General features: G+C 39.3%; 12 protein-coding genes. 8 read left to right on the top strand and 4 right to left on the bottom strand.

Going from position 1 to position 16,630, the window contains the following annotated elements:
• Positions 1-9: 9 nt before the first annotated feature.
• Complete coding sequence (locus F1E73_RS05195; protein ID WP_086478281.1) at positions 10-696, bottom strand: LOG family protein; 687 nt, start codon at positions 694-696, stop codon at positions 10-12.
• 111 nt (positions 697-807) lie between these two features.
• Positions 808-3,642, bottom strand: a complete 2,835-nt coding sequence (uvrA, locus tag F1E73_RS05190) for an excinuclease ABC subunit UvrA (RefSeq protein ID WP_150451311.1) — start codon at positions 3,640-3,642, stop codon at positions 808-810.
• A 122-nt stretch (positions 3,643-3,764) separates the two neighbouring features.
• On the opposite strand from uvrA, the gene F1E73_RS05185 reads away from it, so the two are divergent.
• Positions 3,765-4,292: a hypothetical protein gene (locus F1E73_RS05185; RefSeq protein WP_150451310.1), complete on the top strand. Its 528-nt coding sequence runs from the start codon at positions 3,765-3,767 to the stop codon at positions 4,290-4,292.
• 83 nt (positions 4,293-4,375) lie between these two features.
• Here F1E73_RS05185 and F1E73_RS05180 read toward each other — a convergent pair whose 3' ends face one another.
• Positions 4,376-5,089: a TIGR03915 family putative DNA repair protein gene (locus F1E73_RS05180; RefSeq protein WP_150451309.1), complete on the bottom strand. Its 714-nt coding sequence runs from the start codon at positions 5,087-5,089 to the stop codon at positions 4,376-4,378.
• Between the two features lie 330 nt (positions 5,090-5,419).
• Between F1E73_RS05180 and F1E73_RS05175 the strand changes: the two genes are divergently transcribed.
• The 6 genes from F1E73_RS05175 to F1E73_RS05150 all read left to right on the top strand — a co-directional run bounded on the left by F1E73_RS05175 (position 5,420) and on the right by F1E73_RS05150 (position 12,860).
• Positions 5,420-6,187, top strand: a complete 768-nt coding sequence (locus F1E73_RS05175) for an XRE family transcriptional regulator (RefSeq protein WP_086478286.1) — start codon at positions 5,420-5,422, stop codon at positions 6,185-6,187.
• Positions 6,188-6,752: 565 nt separating this feature from the next.
• Positions 6,753-8,657, top strand: a complete 1,905-nt coding sequence (locus F1E73_RS05170; RefSeq protein WP_223883361.1) for a sensor histidine kinase — start codon at positions 6,753-6,755, stop codon at positions 8,655-8,657.
• Between the two features lie 23 nt (positions 8,658-8,680).
• Positions 8,681-9,361 (top strand): metal-dependent hydrolase, encoded by a 681-nt coding sequence (locus F1E73_RS05165; RefSeq protein ID WP_150451307.1) that lies wholly within the window; start codon positions 8,681-8,683, stop codon positions 9,359-9,361.
• A 418-nt stretch (positions 9,362-9,779) separates the two neighbouring features.
• Positions 9,780-10,832 carry an o-succinylbenzoate synthase gene (gene menC / locus F1E73_RS05160; protein ID WP_150451306.1) on the top strand — a complete coding sequence of 351 codons (1,053 nt, stop codon included), beginning with the start codon at positions 9,780-9,782 and terminating at the stop codon, positions 10,830-10,832.
• On the top strand, positions 10,823-11,785 hold the full coding sequence (locus F1E73_RS05155) for a CPBP family intramembrane glutamic endopeptidase (RefSeq protein WP_086478289.1): 963 nt from the start codon (positions 10,823-10,825) through the stop codon (positions 11,783-11,785). Before menC ends, F1E73_RS05155 begins: the two co-directional genes overlap by 10 nt.
• A complete protein-coding gene (locus tag F1E73_RS05150) occupies positions 11,766-12,860 on the top strand; it encodes an AMP-binding protein (protein ID WP_150451305.1) in 1,095 nt (364 codons plus the stop codon). The genes F1E73_RS05155 and F1E73_RS05150 overlap by 20 nt, the downstream gene beginning before the upstream one ends.
• A gap of 1,211 nt (positions 12,861-14,071) precedes the next feature.
• Here the strand turns inward: F1E73_RS05150 and F1E73_RS05145 are convergent.
• Complete coding sequence (locus tag F1E73_RS05145) at positions 14,072-15,700, bottom strand: acyl-CoA carboxylase subunit beta (protein ID WP_150451304.1); 1,629 nt, start codon at positions 15,698-15,700, stop codon at positions 14,072-14,074.
• A 180-nt stretch (positions 15,701-15,880) separates the two neighbouring features.
• Between F1E73_RS05145 and F1E73_RS05140 the strand changes: the two genes are divergently transcribed.
• A partial coding sequence (locus F1E73_RS05140; protein WP_262714301.1) for a Gfo/Idh/MocA family protein occupies positions 15,881-16,630 on the top strand: 750 nt, incomplete at its 3' end.

The following is a 16,630-nucleotide window of genomic DNA, read 5'->3' as shown; positions in this document are numbered from 1 at the left end:
AGGTGGAATTTAAAAGTTGGGGGTAAGTAGGTTGCCTTTGTAAAAAGCATCAATAATATCTACTACTTCCTCTTCCGTGTCCACAATTTTAATCAGATCTAGGTCGGTTGGACTAATATTTCCTATTTCTAGCATGGAAGATTTAATCCAATCGATTAATCCACTCCAAAACTCTTTTCCGACCAAAATAATTGGGAATTTCTCAATTTTATTGGTCTGTATTAGGGTGATGGCCTCAAAAAGCTCGTCTAAGGTGCCAAATCCGCCTGGCATAACCACAAATCCTTGAGAATACTTTACAAACATCACTTTGCGAACAAAAAAGTAATCGAAATCTAAACTTTTATCATTATCAATATAAGGGTTGTCGTGTTGTTCAAAGGGAAGATCAATATTTAATCCCACCGAAGTACCTCCGGCTAAATGAGCACCTTTATTCCCGGCTTCCATAATCCCCGGGCCACCTCCAGTGATGATTCCATAACCAGCCTCAGAAATCCGTTTGGATACCTTAACGGCTAACTCGTAGATGGGATCCCCTGGTTTTGTTCTGGCAGATCCAAAAATGGAAACACATGGGCCAATCGCACTCATTTTTTCAAATCCATTTACAAATTCGCCCATTATTTTAAATAGGGCCCATGAATCGTTGGTCTTTATTTCATTCCACCCTTTATGATGTTGTTCTTTTCTCATAATATTTAATAAATCAAACTGTGTTATAGTTTACCAAATGTGCTAAAAATCCCTAGCCCAAGCAAACTTTTGTTGGGAAGGCGAATTTTGTGGCCGGTAAACCTGTTAAAATTACAAACCTAATTCTTTTCTAAGATACTTGGAAGTATGACTTTTTTTATCCATTGCCACTTCTTCCGGGGTTCCTTTAGCGACTACCATTCCTCCTTTTTTGCCTCCTTCATGGCCTATGTCTATAATATAGTCCATCATTTTTATAACATCCATATTGTGTTCTATAATCAATACGGTATTGCCATGGTCTACTAGCTTGTTTAAAACATCCATCAGTACCCTGATATCCTCAAAATGTAATCCGGTAGTGGGTTCATCTAAGATGTAAAACGTATTTCCGGTATCTTTTTTGGATAACTCCGTAGCCAACTTTATCCGTTGCGCCTCTCCTCCAGACAAGGTGGTAGATTGTTGGCCCAAGGAAATATAACCTAGGCCTACATCCTGAATTGTTTTTAATTTTCGATGGATTTTAGGAATGTTTTCAAAAAAGTCTACCGATTCATTGATTGTCATTTCAAGGACATCTGCAATGGATTTTCCCTTGTATCTAATCTCCAAGGTCTCTCTATTAAAACGTTTGCCATAGCATGTTTCACAATCTACATAAACGTCTGGCAAAAAGTTCATTTCAATGACACGCAATCCTCCACCCTTACAAGTTTCGCAACGCCCGCCTTTCACATTAAAACTAAATCTGCCTGGCTTATAGCCCCTTATGGCAGCTTCTTGTGTCTTGGCAAACAAGGATCTAATTTCGCTAAACACCCCCGTATAGGTAGCAGGATTAGATCTAGGGGTACGGCCTATGGGAGACTGGTTTATGTCTATCACCTTGTCTATATGCTCCAGGCCACTAATTTTTTTATAGGTCATTGGTTTTTTTACCCCATTAAAATAATGCGCGTTTAGGATGGGATATAGGGTTTCACTGATGAGGGTAGACTTCCCACTTCCCGAAACTCCGGTAACGCCTATCATTTTTCCCAAGGGGAATTCAACCGAAATGTTTTTAAGATTATTCCCAGTACATCCCGTAAGTTTGATTGACTTTCCATTGCCAGGTCGCCTAGTCCCAGGAACCGCTATGCTTAGCTCTCCAGTAATGTAGGAAGCTGTGAGGGTATGATGGTTTTTAAGGTCTGCAGGGCTTCCTTCGGAAATTATTTCACCCCCGTGTCTCCCCGCCTTTGGACCAATATCTATTACATGGTCTGCACGTTCTATCATGTCCCGGTCGTGTTCTACTACAATAACCGAATTCCCAATATCTCTTAGGGATTCCAAGGATTGTATTAAGCGTTCATTGTCCCTTTGGTGTAATCCAATGCTAGGCTCGTCCAATATATAGAGTACGCCCACTAGCTGAGACCCAATTTGGGTGGCCAATCGGATACGTTGAGCCTCTCCTCCGGATAATGACTTACTACTTCGGTTTAAGGAAAGGTAATTTAGGCCTACATCCAATAAGAATTGAATCCTGGCTCTAATTTCCTTAATTACCTCTTCGGCAATCTTTAATTGCTTGTTTGTGAGTCTAGATTCTAAATTCTGGAAAAACTCCGCTAACTCAGAAATGTCCCAATTAGATAACTGGGAAATATTCTTGTTGTCTATCTTAAAATTTAAGGAAGCTTGTTTTAACCGTGTTCCCTCGCATGTTGGGCATTTAATCTTATCCATATACTCCTTTGCCCACCGTTTAATGCTGGTGGAACTGGCTTCGTGGAATTGATTTTTTATGAAATGCGATATCCCTTCATAATCTATCTTGTACTGTCTTTTTACACCAAGTGCTTTAGAATCTACCTCAAAACTCTCTTTGCCACCATAGAGTAATATTTTAATAGCTTCTTCCGGTATGGTTGCAATGGGATCGTCCAACTTAAACTGATAGCGTTGTGCAATAATCTCTATCTGTTTAAAAGCCCATGATTTTTTATAAGGTCCCAAAGGGGCTATACCTCCAGCGATAATCGATAGCTTTTTGTTAGGGAAAATTTTATTTTCGTTTACCTCATAAACATTGCCCAAACCATTGCAATCCGGACACATTCCCTTTGGGGAGTTAAATGAAAATGTGTTTGGTTCAGGCGCAGGATAAGAAATTCCTGTGGTGGGGCACATTAGATCCCTGCTAAAATAACGAGGTTCTTGGGTGCCTTCCTCCAGAACCATTAAAATATTGTCCCCGCTGTACATGGCCGTATTAATGGATTCTGAAAGCCGTTTGTCTAAATCTGGACTGGGTACAATTTTAAGTCGGTCTATTACAATTTCGATGTCATGGGTCTTGTAACGGTCTACTTTCATACCCTTTACAATATCCTTTATTTCCCCATTGACCCTTACTTTTACAAAGCCCTGCTTGGCAATTTGCTCAAATAACTCTCTATAATGCCCCTTTCTAGATCTTACTACAGGAGCTAGAATGTTAACTCGCTTGTCCATGTAGGTGCTTATAATGAGATCTTTAATCTGTGCATCATCATAACTCACCATCTTTTCCCCAGTATTGAAGCTATAGGCGTCGCTAGCCCTTGCATATAGCAGTCTCAGGAAATCATAAATTTCGGTAATGGTGCCAACTGTAGACCTAGGAGATTTAGAAGTGGTTTTTTGCTCTATGGCGATAACAGGTGAAAGTCCGTCAATCTTATCCACGTCCGGTCGCTCCAGTCCCCCTAAAAATTGGCGTGCATAAGCAGAAAACGTTTCTATATACCTTCGTTGTCCTTCCGCATAAATGGTGTCGAAGGCTAAGGATGATTTCCCACTGCCCGAGAGACCGGTAATTACCACCAGTTTTTCCCTTGGGATAGTAACATCTATATTTTTAAGGTTGTGCACCCGAGCTCCCTGAACCTCAATATTTTCTTCGTATGCCATCATTCGTATAATCAAAACGCGAAGTTACGACAATGACCATTAATAATGAAGACGCACTAATTTAGTTTTTTGTTATGTAAGGGCTTAGCCATAAATTAGCGTGTCAAATAAAAACAAAATAGCATATGCAAATACTAGGTATAGGATCGCGAATAAATCATAAGGAACATGGGAAAGGAGTGGTGACCAACGTCACCTCCCAGCATTATTGGGTGACATTTATGGATAGCGGATTGGAAACTATAGCCATAGATTCAGATTTCGAAATTATTGAGTCACTAGATGGGGAAGTAGATTCCATCAGTTTTTCAGAAGTGGAGCAATCGTTAATTCAGATTCTTAGAAAATGGAGCGACATAAGTTCGGTAACCCCAATTGCGGATAAATGGAAAGGTGGATCTATCGTATTAAAACCAGGGGATGCCAACTTATCGGAAAAAGAAATTCCCATGGATACTTTTTTTCATAAGATAGTGATGGTAAGAGATCGTGTAAGGGTTATGGAGCAGAAAATCAATAGTAATTCCAAATTGCATGATCAGGAAAAGATAGATCTACAGCAATATATCACCCGTATTTATGGTAGTCTAACAACTTTTAATGTATTGTTTAAGAATCAAAGCGATCAATTTGTGGGAGCTAAAAGTAAATAGTTTCGTATGGCTAAAACAACGGAAATATTACAATGGTCCTAGCATAATTTAGGAATTGTAGGTGCCAACCTTACAGAAGCTTGTTAGACGGCAGTTTTTGCCCGGATATAAGAAGTGGTGCTGGGCGTATTTTCTTGTACAAAAAGTTTGTTGTTGAGCAGGGATCTTAGGTTGGTTTTAGGAAGGGATCCTTTGTAATGGAGTTGTGAAAGATCTCGCTGAAGAATCTGTGTTTTTTCCAGATTGTTGTAGAGGGCAAGTTGTCTTTTGCGATCGTAGATAACAAATTCTGTTTGCGGAAACTTTAATCGGTAGTATCTAGAAATCAAGGGTATTACATTATAGTTTGGCTCCACTACAGAGAAGTAAACTGAATCCTTAGAAACTCCGAATTTTGCGCTAGACTCAATTCGGAGTTTCTCCCTAGCAACCATCCCTGTATACTGATAGAGCTTTACATTTATGGCATGTAATTCTTCCAGCTCCTCCTTGGAAAGCGTTCGGTAGAGTGAACAGATATACTTGTAAAGTAGCAGTTCTACCCCCTTAATTTCGCTTAAAAAAGAAAAATAAACGGTTTTGATGGCCCCATTGTTCTTGTTCCGTATTCCGGTCCATACACGCTGGGCTATATCCAAATCTGTAACAATGGTTACGGTTTCTGTAAACAACCCATTTTGCGATTCGTTGGCTGTTTGAATGTCGATGACCTTTATCTTCGTTTCAAAGGCCCGATATATGGCACATAGGAATCCATTGAAGCTTCCATCGTATCGTAAGATTTTTGCATTTTCCATACTTGTTCCAATATATTGATTTATAATTATCTTTCATTTCCTTGTATTGAATCTACTTTACCTCTTGGCTAATCACAAGACCCTTTTAGGGCTATCTTCTTAGGAGGGGGCTTCCTTTACGGAAGGGTATAGCATCCATATCTTTATTGAAATCTCCAAAATTATAAGCTCCATAATGTTGCAGTTATTCCAAATATATGGAATTTTTCCTAAAAATGGAAATAATCCAAAAATTCTATTGGATATAATCCAAATTATGTATATTTGAAAATAATAGATCCGCCTAGGAAGCATAATCCTTTGTGGGAGTGTTAATTAAAATCTTGGGATATGAACGATAATGCAGAGATTGCTATAAAACGATTTACAGAATTACGTAGGGAACTAGGCTTTACCCAGGCAGAATTTGCCAAGTTATTGGGAGTTTCCAATACCACTGCCGATATAGAACGTGGTAGAACCAAGTTATCAGGGACCGTGGTGGCTCAACTCCTTAAACAATTCAACGTTAATCCATTGTGGTTGTTTGGAGAAAGCAATAACAGGCATTTATCTCCTGCCAACAGTAGTGTTATGCCAAAAGTTGTGACCGTTGATGCTTCAGATAATGAAAATATGGTATTGGTAAATGCAAAAGCTGCCGCAGGTTACCCTCAAAACATACAGGATACAAGTTGGTATAAGCAGCTACCGGCCTTTGACATTCCTCTTCCCGAATTCAGAAACGCAACCTATCGAGGTTTTCAAGTCGAAGGGGACAGTATGTTGCCTAATTTAAGACCAGGGGAGTGGGTGCTCGCAAAAGCCGTTGAAGGCCTGGAAGATGTTAGTCCAAATAAAATTTATGTGGTGGTCTTGTATGATGCCGTTTTGGTTAAGAAACTCGAAAGAACTCCAGATCCCACAGAGATGGCCCTTATCTCCTTAAATGAAAATTATCCTCCCTATCGTGTTAAGACCAATCAGATACAGGAATTGTGGCAGGTTGGCAGTAAAATAACCTTTGGTGTAGACGCTACCTCCGAAAATGGACTGCTGCGACAATTACAGGAATCCATGGAGGAATTAAAAAGTCAGATTAGAAGGGTGAATAATTAATGGAAAAATGCTACTTGACCTTCCGTTTTAAATGCAGTCCAAACCCCTTAAAATATGCCAAATAAGGCATACACCACAAATTATTGGGATTACACAACAATATAAAAGCTGTATAAACCAAAAAGTTTAAATTAGCTACCGATAAAAGATCCCAAATCTTATCATGTTACTTATATCGAAAGGCATTGCAAATTATTTGTATTGCCTTTTTTTACATTGTTAGCACGGATGATTATTAGGTTGTTAACTATATTTTGGTGAGTTGTGGGACCTGTGTTGTGGGTCAGGTGATTTTTTAATACTTTACAGCAGCCAAAGACTTCAGCCATAATTGCTTAGTGCAACTAGGTTCTAGATAATAGATTTGTTATTGTGGACTTCATCTTCGCAACAATGCTTCTACTTTTACGTTGGTATATAACTTCATGCTTTAGTAACATTCCCTTGATTAAGGAGGGTGTGGGTATGGATTAATTTAGTGAGATGCTCAACTTTGAAAATGATAAAGTCTGTAAGTAATAAATTGTTGGTTTTTACATTGTGCTTCCTAAATGGGTGGCTGGCCATGGCACAAGATACAGTGGCAGAGCCCCATTTTCTCAAGGAATTTCAGGAATTGGAAAAAGCCGATGAAAGATTTCAGTACTTTTTCAATACCTCTAATCGTTACGTAAAGAATTCTGCTTATGACTGGCAGGCAATGGTGAATAAGTACCAAAGCAATGCCCTAAAGGTCAATGATTCCCTAAGTTTCATGAAGTATCGAATAATGCAGGCGCAGTTATTTTATGATCTAGGCGATTATGGTAAAAGTGTGGCAATCGCCCATGAACTGTATGAGGAGTGGGAAGGGATGGATGTTAAATTTAAAAGCGTATTGCTCAGTTTAATAGACGATAACTATGCGAAACTAGGCTTATACGATCGTCAATTTGATATTCGGAACGAGAAAAGGGAGTTAGGGCTTTCCGATAAGGTAGTGTTTTACGATATCTATTCCAATTTAGGCTTGCATAGAAAGGCGATGGACGACTATATAAAGGAGACCCTGAAAACTTTAGAGGAGCACGATTATTATGGTCAGGCAGAATATCATAATAATGTAGGGACCTTTTTAATGTTAGATATGTCTACTCCCACAGCGCTCACCTATTATAAAAAGGCAGAGGGCTTTATAACGATTTTTTTAATCGATATTACAAGGCAAAAAACAGAGCAGGAATTAAACAAGGGAAAATTACTAAAAGGAATCATTAACGGGAACATAGGGAAGTGCTATGCTAGACTAAAAGAGTTTGATCTTGCCATTCCTTTATTGGAAAATTCTATAGCTACCATTGAAAAGTACAACACAGGGGGTTATTCCACGGAACTAGTGATGAACACCCTGGAGTTATCTGACTGTTTTCTGCAAAAGGAAGAATTTGAAAAAGCGAAAGAATTACTGCTAAAAGTAGTTGCACCAGTTAGCGTAGAAAATGTATTAAGAAGAAACGGACTCTTGGCCGCTTATTACGACCGAACCAAGGATTATAAAGGCGCTGTAGATTACCTGAAAAGAAATGTAAGAATTAGGGATTCTTTGAAAAAGAATGAATCTTCCATGAAAAAGCAACAATTGGCGGCCGTTGCCGGACAGGAAATAGAGTACTCCAAAAAGATGATGGAGGAGCAGAAGCGGGATCTGGAAAAATCCAAAATAGATCTTCAGGCAAAGGAAGAACGGATTAATATTGTCTTTATTTCGCTGATATTCACTTTAATGGGCTTTGCTGGATTGGTTTATGCCTATATAAAAAGTATAAAAAATCAGCGACTTATAGCAGATCAAAAGCAAATTATAGAGGCTTCCCTAGTAGAGAAGGATTCCTTGTTAAAGGAAATACACCATCGAGTGAAAAACAACCTGCAAATGGTCTCAAGTCTACTTAGTCTGCAAACCAAAAACACTAGAAGCAAGTCGGCAATCCTAGCATTGGAAGAGGGGAAGAGTAGGGTAAAGGCTATGGCATTGATACATCAAAAACTCTATCAAAATGATGACCTTTCCGTTATTGAAATGCAGGGATATATAGAAAGTCTTATCAATAGTGTACAATCTGTTTATAAAAAAGGCGGACATACCATCAATATTACCATCGATGCCGAGGGGGTAGAGTTAGATATTGATAGGGCCATTCCGTTTGGATTAATCTTAAATGAGTTGGTTTCCAACTCCTTTAAATATGCATTTCCCAATGGCGGAATAAACGGAGAGGGGGAGAAAATCTATATACATTTAAACAAAAATGGCGACCAGGGATACTTTGAGTATTCCGATAATGGGATAGGTATGCCAGAGGATACGGATTTAGAGAAAAACACCTCAATGGGAATACGATTGATGAATCGACTGGTTAATCAGTTGCAGTCCACCTTAAATATCGATAAAACTACGGAAGGAGTTCGTTTTTGGTTCAATTTTAAATAACTTTGGATGAAAACAACTTTAATATGCAAATTACTTTTTTAGGTCATGCTTCCCTGCAAATTAAGGTGGCAGGGAAAACACTTTTAGTGGATCCATTTATATCTGGAAACGAGAAAGCAAAAGGGATTATTGATGTAAATGAGCTAAATCCGGATTATATCCTGGTTACCCATGCTCATCAAGACCATATTTTGGATGTAGAGGCCATTGCTAAACGAAGCAAGGCCGTAGTGGTTAGTAACTTTGAAATAGCCACTTATTACGAGAACAAAGGCATTGCTGTTCACCCTATGAATCATGGTGGTAGTTGGAACTTTGATTTCGGTGTTTTAAAATATGTAAATGCAATCCACACTTCTTCATTCCCCGATGGAACTTATGGCGGACAGCCAGGAGGGTTTGTATTATCTTCAGAAGATAAGCACATTTATATTGCGGGAGATACAGCCTTGACTATGGATATGAAACTAATCCCATTATTTGCCAAACTAGATCTTGCCATCTTACCAGTAGGTGATAATTTTACCATGGGACCCAAAGATGCCGTGATTGCTGCAGACTATGTTGGCTGTGATAAGGTTCTGGGTTATCACTATGACACCTTTGGTTTTATCGAAATAGACCATGAAAAAGCAAAAAAGGCTTTTGCCGATACAGGAAAAGAACTGGTGTTGTTAAAAATAGGAGAGGAGCTTTCGGTATAATTTGTGTGTAGGGTTCTTAAGAACTTTTTTCACACGCCAACATTTCAGTAAAACTTTTAGGAACATCCCATTTAGAGATAGCTATCAATACGCTCTAGGGATGTTCTTTTATTTTATTGCAATCATGCCTATACAAGATCTTAAAAATATTCCGTTTTGTCCCCCGGTTTTACCTTTGTCATTACCTTATAAAGTGGCAAGTCAAGAATCTTTTATGGAAGATTTAAGGAGGAAAGCCGTCTTTTAGTTTTGGCCTACCGTTATATAAAGATCTTTGTAGTTCTGGTTTATAAGGGGATTAAATTCAATATCAATCTATTAGAGGGGGAGAGGAAAGGTGCGTTGGTTCTATAGCTTTGATTCTGCTTATAATTCCCTCCTAATAGGAAAAAGATAGTTAATTTTGGCTTTATCGATTATGAAAGCAACTTACAATAAATACATTCTAGAATTTAAGAAACCCAGTGGCACCTCTAGAGGCATAATGACCCAAAAAGAGACCTGGTTTTTAATTTTGGAAAAAGACGGCCAGGTTGGTATTGGGGAATGCGGCCTCTTAAGGGGATTAAGTGTGGACGACCTTCCTAACTATGAAGAGAAGTTAAAATGGACCTGTAACAATATCCACCTAGGAAAAGATGCGTTGTGGGAAGCCCTTAGGGACTACCCCAGTATACAGTTTGGATTGGAGCAAGCGTTTCTCACTCTGGAATCTAACGACAGGTTTGGCTTGTTTCCTTCAGAATTTACCAAAGGAGAGCAGCTTATTCCCATTAATGGACTGGTCTGGATGGGAAATGAGGACTTTATGCACCAGCAGATTGCCCAAAAGCTCAAAGAGGGTTTCCGATGTATTAAAATGAAGATTGGGGCTATTGACTTCGAGAAGGAATTGGCCCTTCTAGCTTCTATCCGTGAGACTTATGATCAAAATCAAATAGAATTAAGGGTAGACGCAAACGGAGCATTTACTCCTTCCCAGGCTATGGAGAAGTTGCAAAAATTGGCATCCTATGGTATCCACTCCATAGAGCAGCCCATTAAAGCAGGACAAACGGTCCAAATGAGAGAATTGTGCAGTAATACGCCCATTCCAATTGCTTTGGATGAAGAACTTATTGGGGTTAATGATGTAACAAAGAAAGAAGAATTACTACAAACTATTCGTCCGCAGTATATAATTTTAAAACCGAGTTTAATAGGCGGATTTAAAGGTAGTGAAGAGTGGATAGCCATTGCCGATAGGCTTAATGTTAAATGGTGGGTTACGAGTGCACTAGAGAGTAATGTTGGATTAAATGCTATTGCACAATGGACGTATACCTTGGGTAGCAGTATGCTTCAAGGTTTGGGAACAGGGAGTCTATTTACCAACAACTTCCCAAGCCCTTTAAAGGTTGAAAACGGGCATTTAGGATATGTGCAAGGTGTAAAGTGGGACGAAAAATTATTGGAGAAAATATGTATATAGAGCAAGGGTATAAGGGAAAACATGAGTCTTGGCGGTATGTAGTTGGCGTTTTGATCATATTTGTTGGTTGGCAGGTTATTGGGATGATCCCCTTATTATTTGCTTTAATCTTAAAATCCTTGGAAGCAGATACTATGCCTACGGATATAGGGGAAATGGCTAAGCTGCTTGGGAGTAACTTGTTTTTATTTTTAATGCTATTGTCCTTCGCATTCGGGATGGTCGCTACCTTGGTTACAACGAAAGTATTACATAAACAATCCATCGTATCCCTTACTACCAGCAGGAGTAAAATAGATTGGAGCCGGGTGATATATGCGTTTGCCATATGGGCTGGCATTACACTCGTTATACTGGGGCTGGATATTTTTCTTAGTCCGGAGGATTATGAATTCAATTTTAACCTCAAACCTTTTTTAATCCTATCTGTTATTGCCATTCTCCTTATTCCCTTGCAGACCAGTTTTGAGGAGTATTTTATGCGAGGGTATTTAATGCAGGGGATTGGTATATTGGCAGGAAAGAGGTGGGTGCCTTTAGTGGTTACTTCATTAATTTTTGGTCTCTTGCACCTCTTTAATCCTGAAGTGGAAAAACTGGGTTACGGAATTATGGTCTACTATATTGGGACTGGATTTTTCTTGGGAATAATCACCTTGATGGATGAAGGGCTAGAATTGGCTATAGGATTTCACGCAGCCAATAATTTACTAACGGCTTTATTGGTGACGGCAGATTGGACCGCGTTTCAGACAGAATCTATCTATAGAGATATCTCCGAACCAGAATTGGGCTGGGATGTGTTGGTGCCGGTGTTAGTGATTTACCCTATCCTCTTATATGTGTTTGCCAAGAAATATGGCTGGACCAATTGGAAGGATCGATTAGCAGGGGACGTGAGGTCTAAGGAAATTTTACAACTAGTGGAAGCAGATGAATCCAAGTTATTATAATATTCACCCTAAGTTTAAACTCAACGGGAACCATTATGGTCGCCGGGATCTTTTGGAGCAGGCCTATTGCCTGGTGAAGGAAGGGGAGGATTATGAAATTGCAATAGGTGATTTTTTGCTGGATTGGTTGGATGCCTCCAATGTTGTGCAAGTGAATACCTCTGGATCTACAGGAATTCCTAAAAAAATAAATCTAGAAAAAAAACACATGGTCAATTCCGCATTGGCCACCGGTGCTTTCTTTAATCTTGAAGAAGGAACCAAGGCATTACATTGCTTGCCCACAGGATTTATTGCAGGTAAAATGATGCTGGTCCGAGCCATGGTCTTGGGGTGGGAGATCCAGTTGGTAGCACCCAATGCCCAACCCATGCAATCCGTTAAGGGAGCATACGATTTTGGGGCCATGGTACCGCTACAGGTAGAAAACTCTTTGGTCAGCTTAGATAGAATAGGCACTTTAATTGTGGGAGGAGCTCCCATGTCTGGGGAACTTAAATCCAAGTTGACCGGAATTCCTACACATGTCTATGAAACCTATGGGATGACGGAGACCATTACCCATATTGCCGCAAAGCGAGTAACTACGAAGAAAGTCAATGAGGGTGAATCTAATCTAACCAATAATTTTAAAGCCCTTCCCAAAGTTTCCTTTTCTGTAGATCAACGCGGGTGTTTGGTGATAAAAGCACCCCATGTTTCGGAGCAGGAGGTTGTTACCAATGATATAGTTAGACTTTTTTCTAAATCCGAATTTGAATGGTTGGGCCGCTTTGATAATGTGGTGAATTCTGGTGGGATTAAATTGATGCCGGAACAAATTGAATTCAAGTTATCCACTCTATTGACGAAGCGATTCTTTGTAACCGGAATCCCAGATGCCACTTTGGGACAAAAATTGGTTTTGGTGGTAGAAGGTGAGGAGGATATTTCCATATTACAAGAGAAAATAAAAAAGATTCCTTCCCTCGATAAATATGAAATGCCTAAGCAAATCTACACCCTTCCCAATTTTGTTGAAACAGGCAGCGGTAAAGTAAATAGGGGAGAAACATTACGGGCTTTGGAGTTATAGTATTCAGTAATCAGTTGTCAGTGGGCATTTTTTTTCAGTGATCAATTAACATTTAACAATTACCAATGGTTTAGTATTGAGTAGTGAGATTTGTTCGGTATAAGTCTGCTAACTCTTGAACCTGGAACTGAATACTTGGCAATTGTGAATTATTATCCTTCTCTGATTTTGGGTAAGGTATGTCCCTTATATAGGTTGCCTATTAAATTAGATTTCCACCTCATAACTTCATAACTTCTTAACCTCTTTCTCAGTGGGCAGTTTTTTTCAGTGATCAATTAACATTTAACAATTATCAATGGTTTAGTATTGAGATATTAGTATTTAGTAGTGAGATTTGTTCGGTATAAGCCTGCTAACTCTTGAACCTGGAACTGAATACTTGGCAATTGTGAATTATTATCTTTCTCTGATTTTGGGTAAAGTATGTCCCTGATATAGGTTGCCTATTAAATTAGATTTCCACCTCATAACTTCATAACTCCTTAACCACTTTCTCAGTGGGCAGTTTTTTTCAGTGATCAATTAACATTTAACAATTATCAATGGTTTAGTATTGAGATATTAGTATTTAGTAGTGAGATTTGTTCGGTATAAGCCTGCTATCTCTTGAACCTGGAACTGAATACTTGGCAATTGTGTATTATTATCTTTCTCTGATTTTGGGTAAGGTATGTCCCTGATATAGGTTGCCTATTAAATTAGATTTCCACCTCATAACTTCATAACTCCTTAACCTCTTTCTCAGTGGGCAGTTTTTTTCAGTGATCAATTAACATTTAACAATTATCAATGGTTTAGTATTGAGATATTAGTATTTAGTAGTGAGATTTGTTCGGTATAAGCCTGCTAACTCTTGAACCTGGAACTGAATACTTGGCAATTGTGAATTATTATCTTTCTCTGATTTTGGGTAAGGTATGTCCCTTATATAGGTTGCCCATTTAAAAGTGGAAAACTATGAAAGCAAATGTTTGGAGTATCCGCAAACAGCGTAAATACTCGGAAAAATCCAATAAATATTTCCAATTCCCCTTATTGGTACATCATTTCACTGTTATATTTACACATTGGTCAATCTTCAAATCGATACATTTCCAAATCATTCCAGTCCCATTGGTACATTGATCAATTGTTACATTTTCACATTGATCAATTGCTACCTTAGATACCCCCACATTTCCAAATCTTCAAATTGACACATTTCCAAATTAAACCTGAATTACCCCCAAATTAAAAGGCTTTTCTATAGGAGCATGATTGGCGGCGTCTATGCCCATGGAAATCCATTTCCTAGTATCTAAGGGGTCTATGACTGCATCGGTCCATAATCTCGCGGCAGCATAGTAGGGCGATATTTGATCGTCGTATCGCTGCTTAATCTTATTGAATAATTCCTCTTCCTTCTCCGGGGTTATTTCTTCTCCTTTTTTCTTTAGGGAAGCCGTTTCTATTTGCAGCAGTACCTTGGCGGCAGAGTTGCCGCTCATTACCGCTAACTCTGCACTTGGCCAGGCTACAATCAACCTTGGGTCATAAGCCTTTCCACACATAGCGTAATTTCCAGCTCCATAACTATTGCCAATTACAATGGTGAATTTGGGCACTACGGAATTACTCACCGCATTTACCATTTTGGCTCCATCTTTTATGATGCCGCCGTGTTCGCTCTTGCTACCCACCATAAATCCGGTGACATCCTGCAAGAATACAAGGGGAATTTTCTTTTGGTTGCAATTGGCAATAAATCGCGTTGCCTTATCTGCAGAATCGGAATAGATTACTCCGCCAAACTGCATTTCCCCTTTCTTTGTTTTTACTACTTTGCGTTGGTTGGCCACAATCCCTACGGCCCATCCATCGATACGGGCATAGCCGGTAAGTAAGGATTTTCCATAGCCTTCCTTGTACTGTTCAAACTCCGAGTTATCTACCAGACGTTTTATTATTTCGAGCATATCATACTGTTCTGCCCTCGATTTTGGGAGAATTCCATATATATCCTCTTCTTTCTCTTTTGGTTTATGAGGAGTAGTCCGGCTGTAACCAGCTTTATCATAGTCGCCAATTTTATCCACAATATTTTTTATGGTCTCCAAGGCCTCTTGGTCGTCCTTCGCTTTATAGTCTGTTACCCCACTAATTTCGCAATGGGTAGTAGCGCCCCCTAGGGTTTCGTTGTCTACAAGCTCTCCAATAGCGGCTTTTACCAAATAACTACCCGCTAAAAAGATACTACCGGTTTTGTCTACTATCAGCGCCTCGTCACTCATAATAGGCAAGTAGGCGCCTCCCGCTACGCAACTACCCATAACGGCAGCAATTTGGGTGATTCCCATACTACTCATAATGGCATTGTTCCTAAAAATTCTCCCAAAATGTTCCTTGTCTGGGAAAATTTCGTCCTGCATGGGAAGGTAGACCCCCGCACTGTCTACCAAATAAATTATGGGAAGCCTATTTTCCATGGCGATTTCCTGTGCGCGTAAATTCTTTTTTGCAGTGATGGGAAACCAAGCTCCCGCTTTTACCGTAGCATCATTGGCAACTACTATACATTGTTTTCCTTTAATATATCCAATTTTCACAATGACTCCTCCAGAAGGACATCCACCGTGTTCCTCATATAGGCCATCTCCGGCAAATGCGCCAACTTCAACCTGCTCACGGTCCGAATCCAAGAGGTAATCTATTCGTTCCCTAGCACTCATTTTACCAAGGGAATGTTGTTTCTCTAAACGCTGTTTTCCGCCACCAAGTGCTACCTTGGCAAGCCTGCGTTTTAAATCTGAAAGTAAAAGCTTATTGTGGTCTTCGTTAATGTTGAAGTTGATGTCCATGTAGTAACGGGTTTTCTTTGTGCCCTAAAGATAAGGAGTTATCTTTAGTAACTTAAAAATAAATTAGCAGGGAACGGCACAATTGGTTTTATCATTATTATTGAGTTTAGGGAGACTGGCTGACTATTAGGGGGTTAATCAAAATGATGGGAGAGTGCCCATAGTTCTAAATTATAAAAAATTTTAAAGGAAGTATTTCAGAATAGTATGGATCAAAAAATAAGATGGGGAATAATTGGATTGGGGAAGATAGCCCATTCCTTTGTGCAAGATTTAGCCCTGGTGAACGAGGCAGTTATCACTGCCGTTGCCTCTAGAAGTCTAGAGAAAGCCAAAGAGTTTGCGTCGGAATATGAGGTCTCTTTGGCCTTTGGAAGTTATAGGGAGTTGATGGAATGCGAGGAAGTAGATGTAGTATATATAGCTACACCACATCGTTTTCATGCAAACCTATCCATTATGGCGATGGATTTGGGGAAACATGTGCTCTGTGAAAAGCCGTTGGGTATCAATAAGAAGGAAGTGGAGGAAATGATTGCATCTTCCAAGAAGAACAAGGTGTTTTTGATGGAGGCGCTTTGGAGTAGGTTTAATCCCGCAATACGAAAAGTTAAGTCATTGGTAGATAATGGAGAAATAGGGAATATCGCTTATGTGCACGCAGATTTTGCTTTTTATGCATTGGATAGGGACTTAAAAGGTCGGGTTTTAAACCCCGAATTAGGGGGTGGCTCTCTCTTGGATATAGGAATATATCCAATATTTCTAGCTTACCTCCTCTTGGGTAAGCCAGATGAAGTGTTGTCTACTTCCAGTTTTTACTCCAATGGGGCAGAAATACAAACCTCTATTATTTTTAAATACCAGCATGCCCAGGCTGTTTTATATTCAGGATTTACCAGTAATTCAACAATGCGGGCACAGATTTCG

This window comes from Arenibacter lacus (genome assembly GCF_008711145.1).
Classification (GTDB): Bacteria; Bacteroidota; Bacteroidia; order Flavobacteriales; family Flavobacteriaceae; genus Arenibacter; species Arenibacter amylolyticus.
The sequence above is the reverse complement of the archived record's forward strand: the minus strand, read 5'-3'. Positions and strand labels throughout refer to the sequence as shown.

Excerpts from the sequence above, each read along its gene's own strand:
- F1E73_RS05195 (WP_086478281.1), bottom strand. The coding sequence starts at position 696 with ATGAGAAAAGAACAACATCATAAAGGGTGGAATGAAATAAAGACCAAC.
- uvrA (WP_150451311.1), bottom strand. The coding sequence starts at position 3,642 with ATGATGGCATACGAAGAAAATATTGAGGTTCAGGGAGCTCGGGTGCAC.
- F1E73_RS05185 (WP_150451310.1), top strand. The coding sequence starts at position 3,765 with ATGCAAATACTAGGTATAGGATCGCGAATAAATCATAAGGAACATGGG.
- F1E73_RS05180 (WP_150451309.1), bottom strand. The coding sequence starts at position 5,089 with ATGGAAAATGCAAAAATCTTACGATACGATGGAAGCTTCAATGGATTC.
- F1E73_RS05175 (WP_086478286.1), top strand. The coding sequence starts at position 5,420 with ATGAACGATAATGCAGAGATTGCTATAAAACGATTTACAGAATTACGT.
- F1E73_RS05170 (WP_223883361.1), top strand. The coding sequence starts at position 6,753 with ATGGCACAAGATACAGTGGCAGAGCCCCATTTTCTCAAGGAATTTCAG.
- F1E73_RS05165 (WP_150451307.1), top strand. The coding sequence starts at position 8,681 with ATGCAAATTACTTTTTTAGGTCATGCTTCCCTGCAAATTAAGGTGGCA.
- menC (WP_150451306.1), top strand. The coding sequence starts at position 9,780 with ATGAAAGCAACTTACAATAAATACATTCTAGAATTTAAGAAACCCAGT.
- F1E73_RS05155 (WP_086478289.1), top strand. The coding sequence starts at position 10,823 with ATGTATATAGAGCAAGGGTATAAGGGAAAACATGAGTCTTGGCGGTAT.
- F1E73_RS05150 (WP_150451305.1), top strand. The coding sequence starts at position 11,766 with ATGAATCCAAGTTATTATAATATTCACCCTAAGTTTAAACTCAACGGG.
- F1E73_RS05145 (WP_150451304.1), bottom strand. The coding sequence starts at position 15,700 with ATGGACATCAACTTCAACATTAACGAAGACCACAATAAGCTTTTACTT.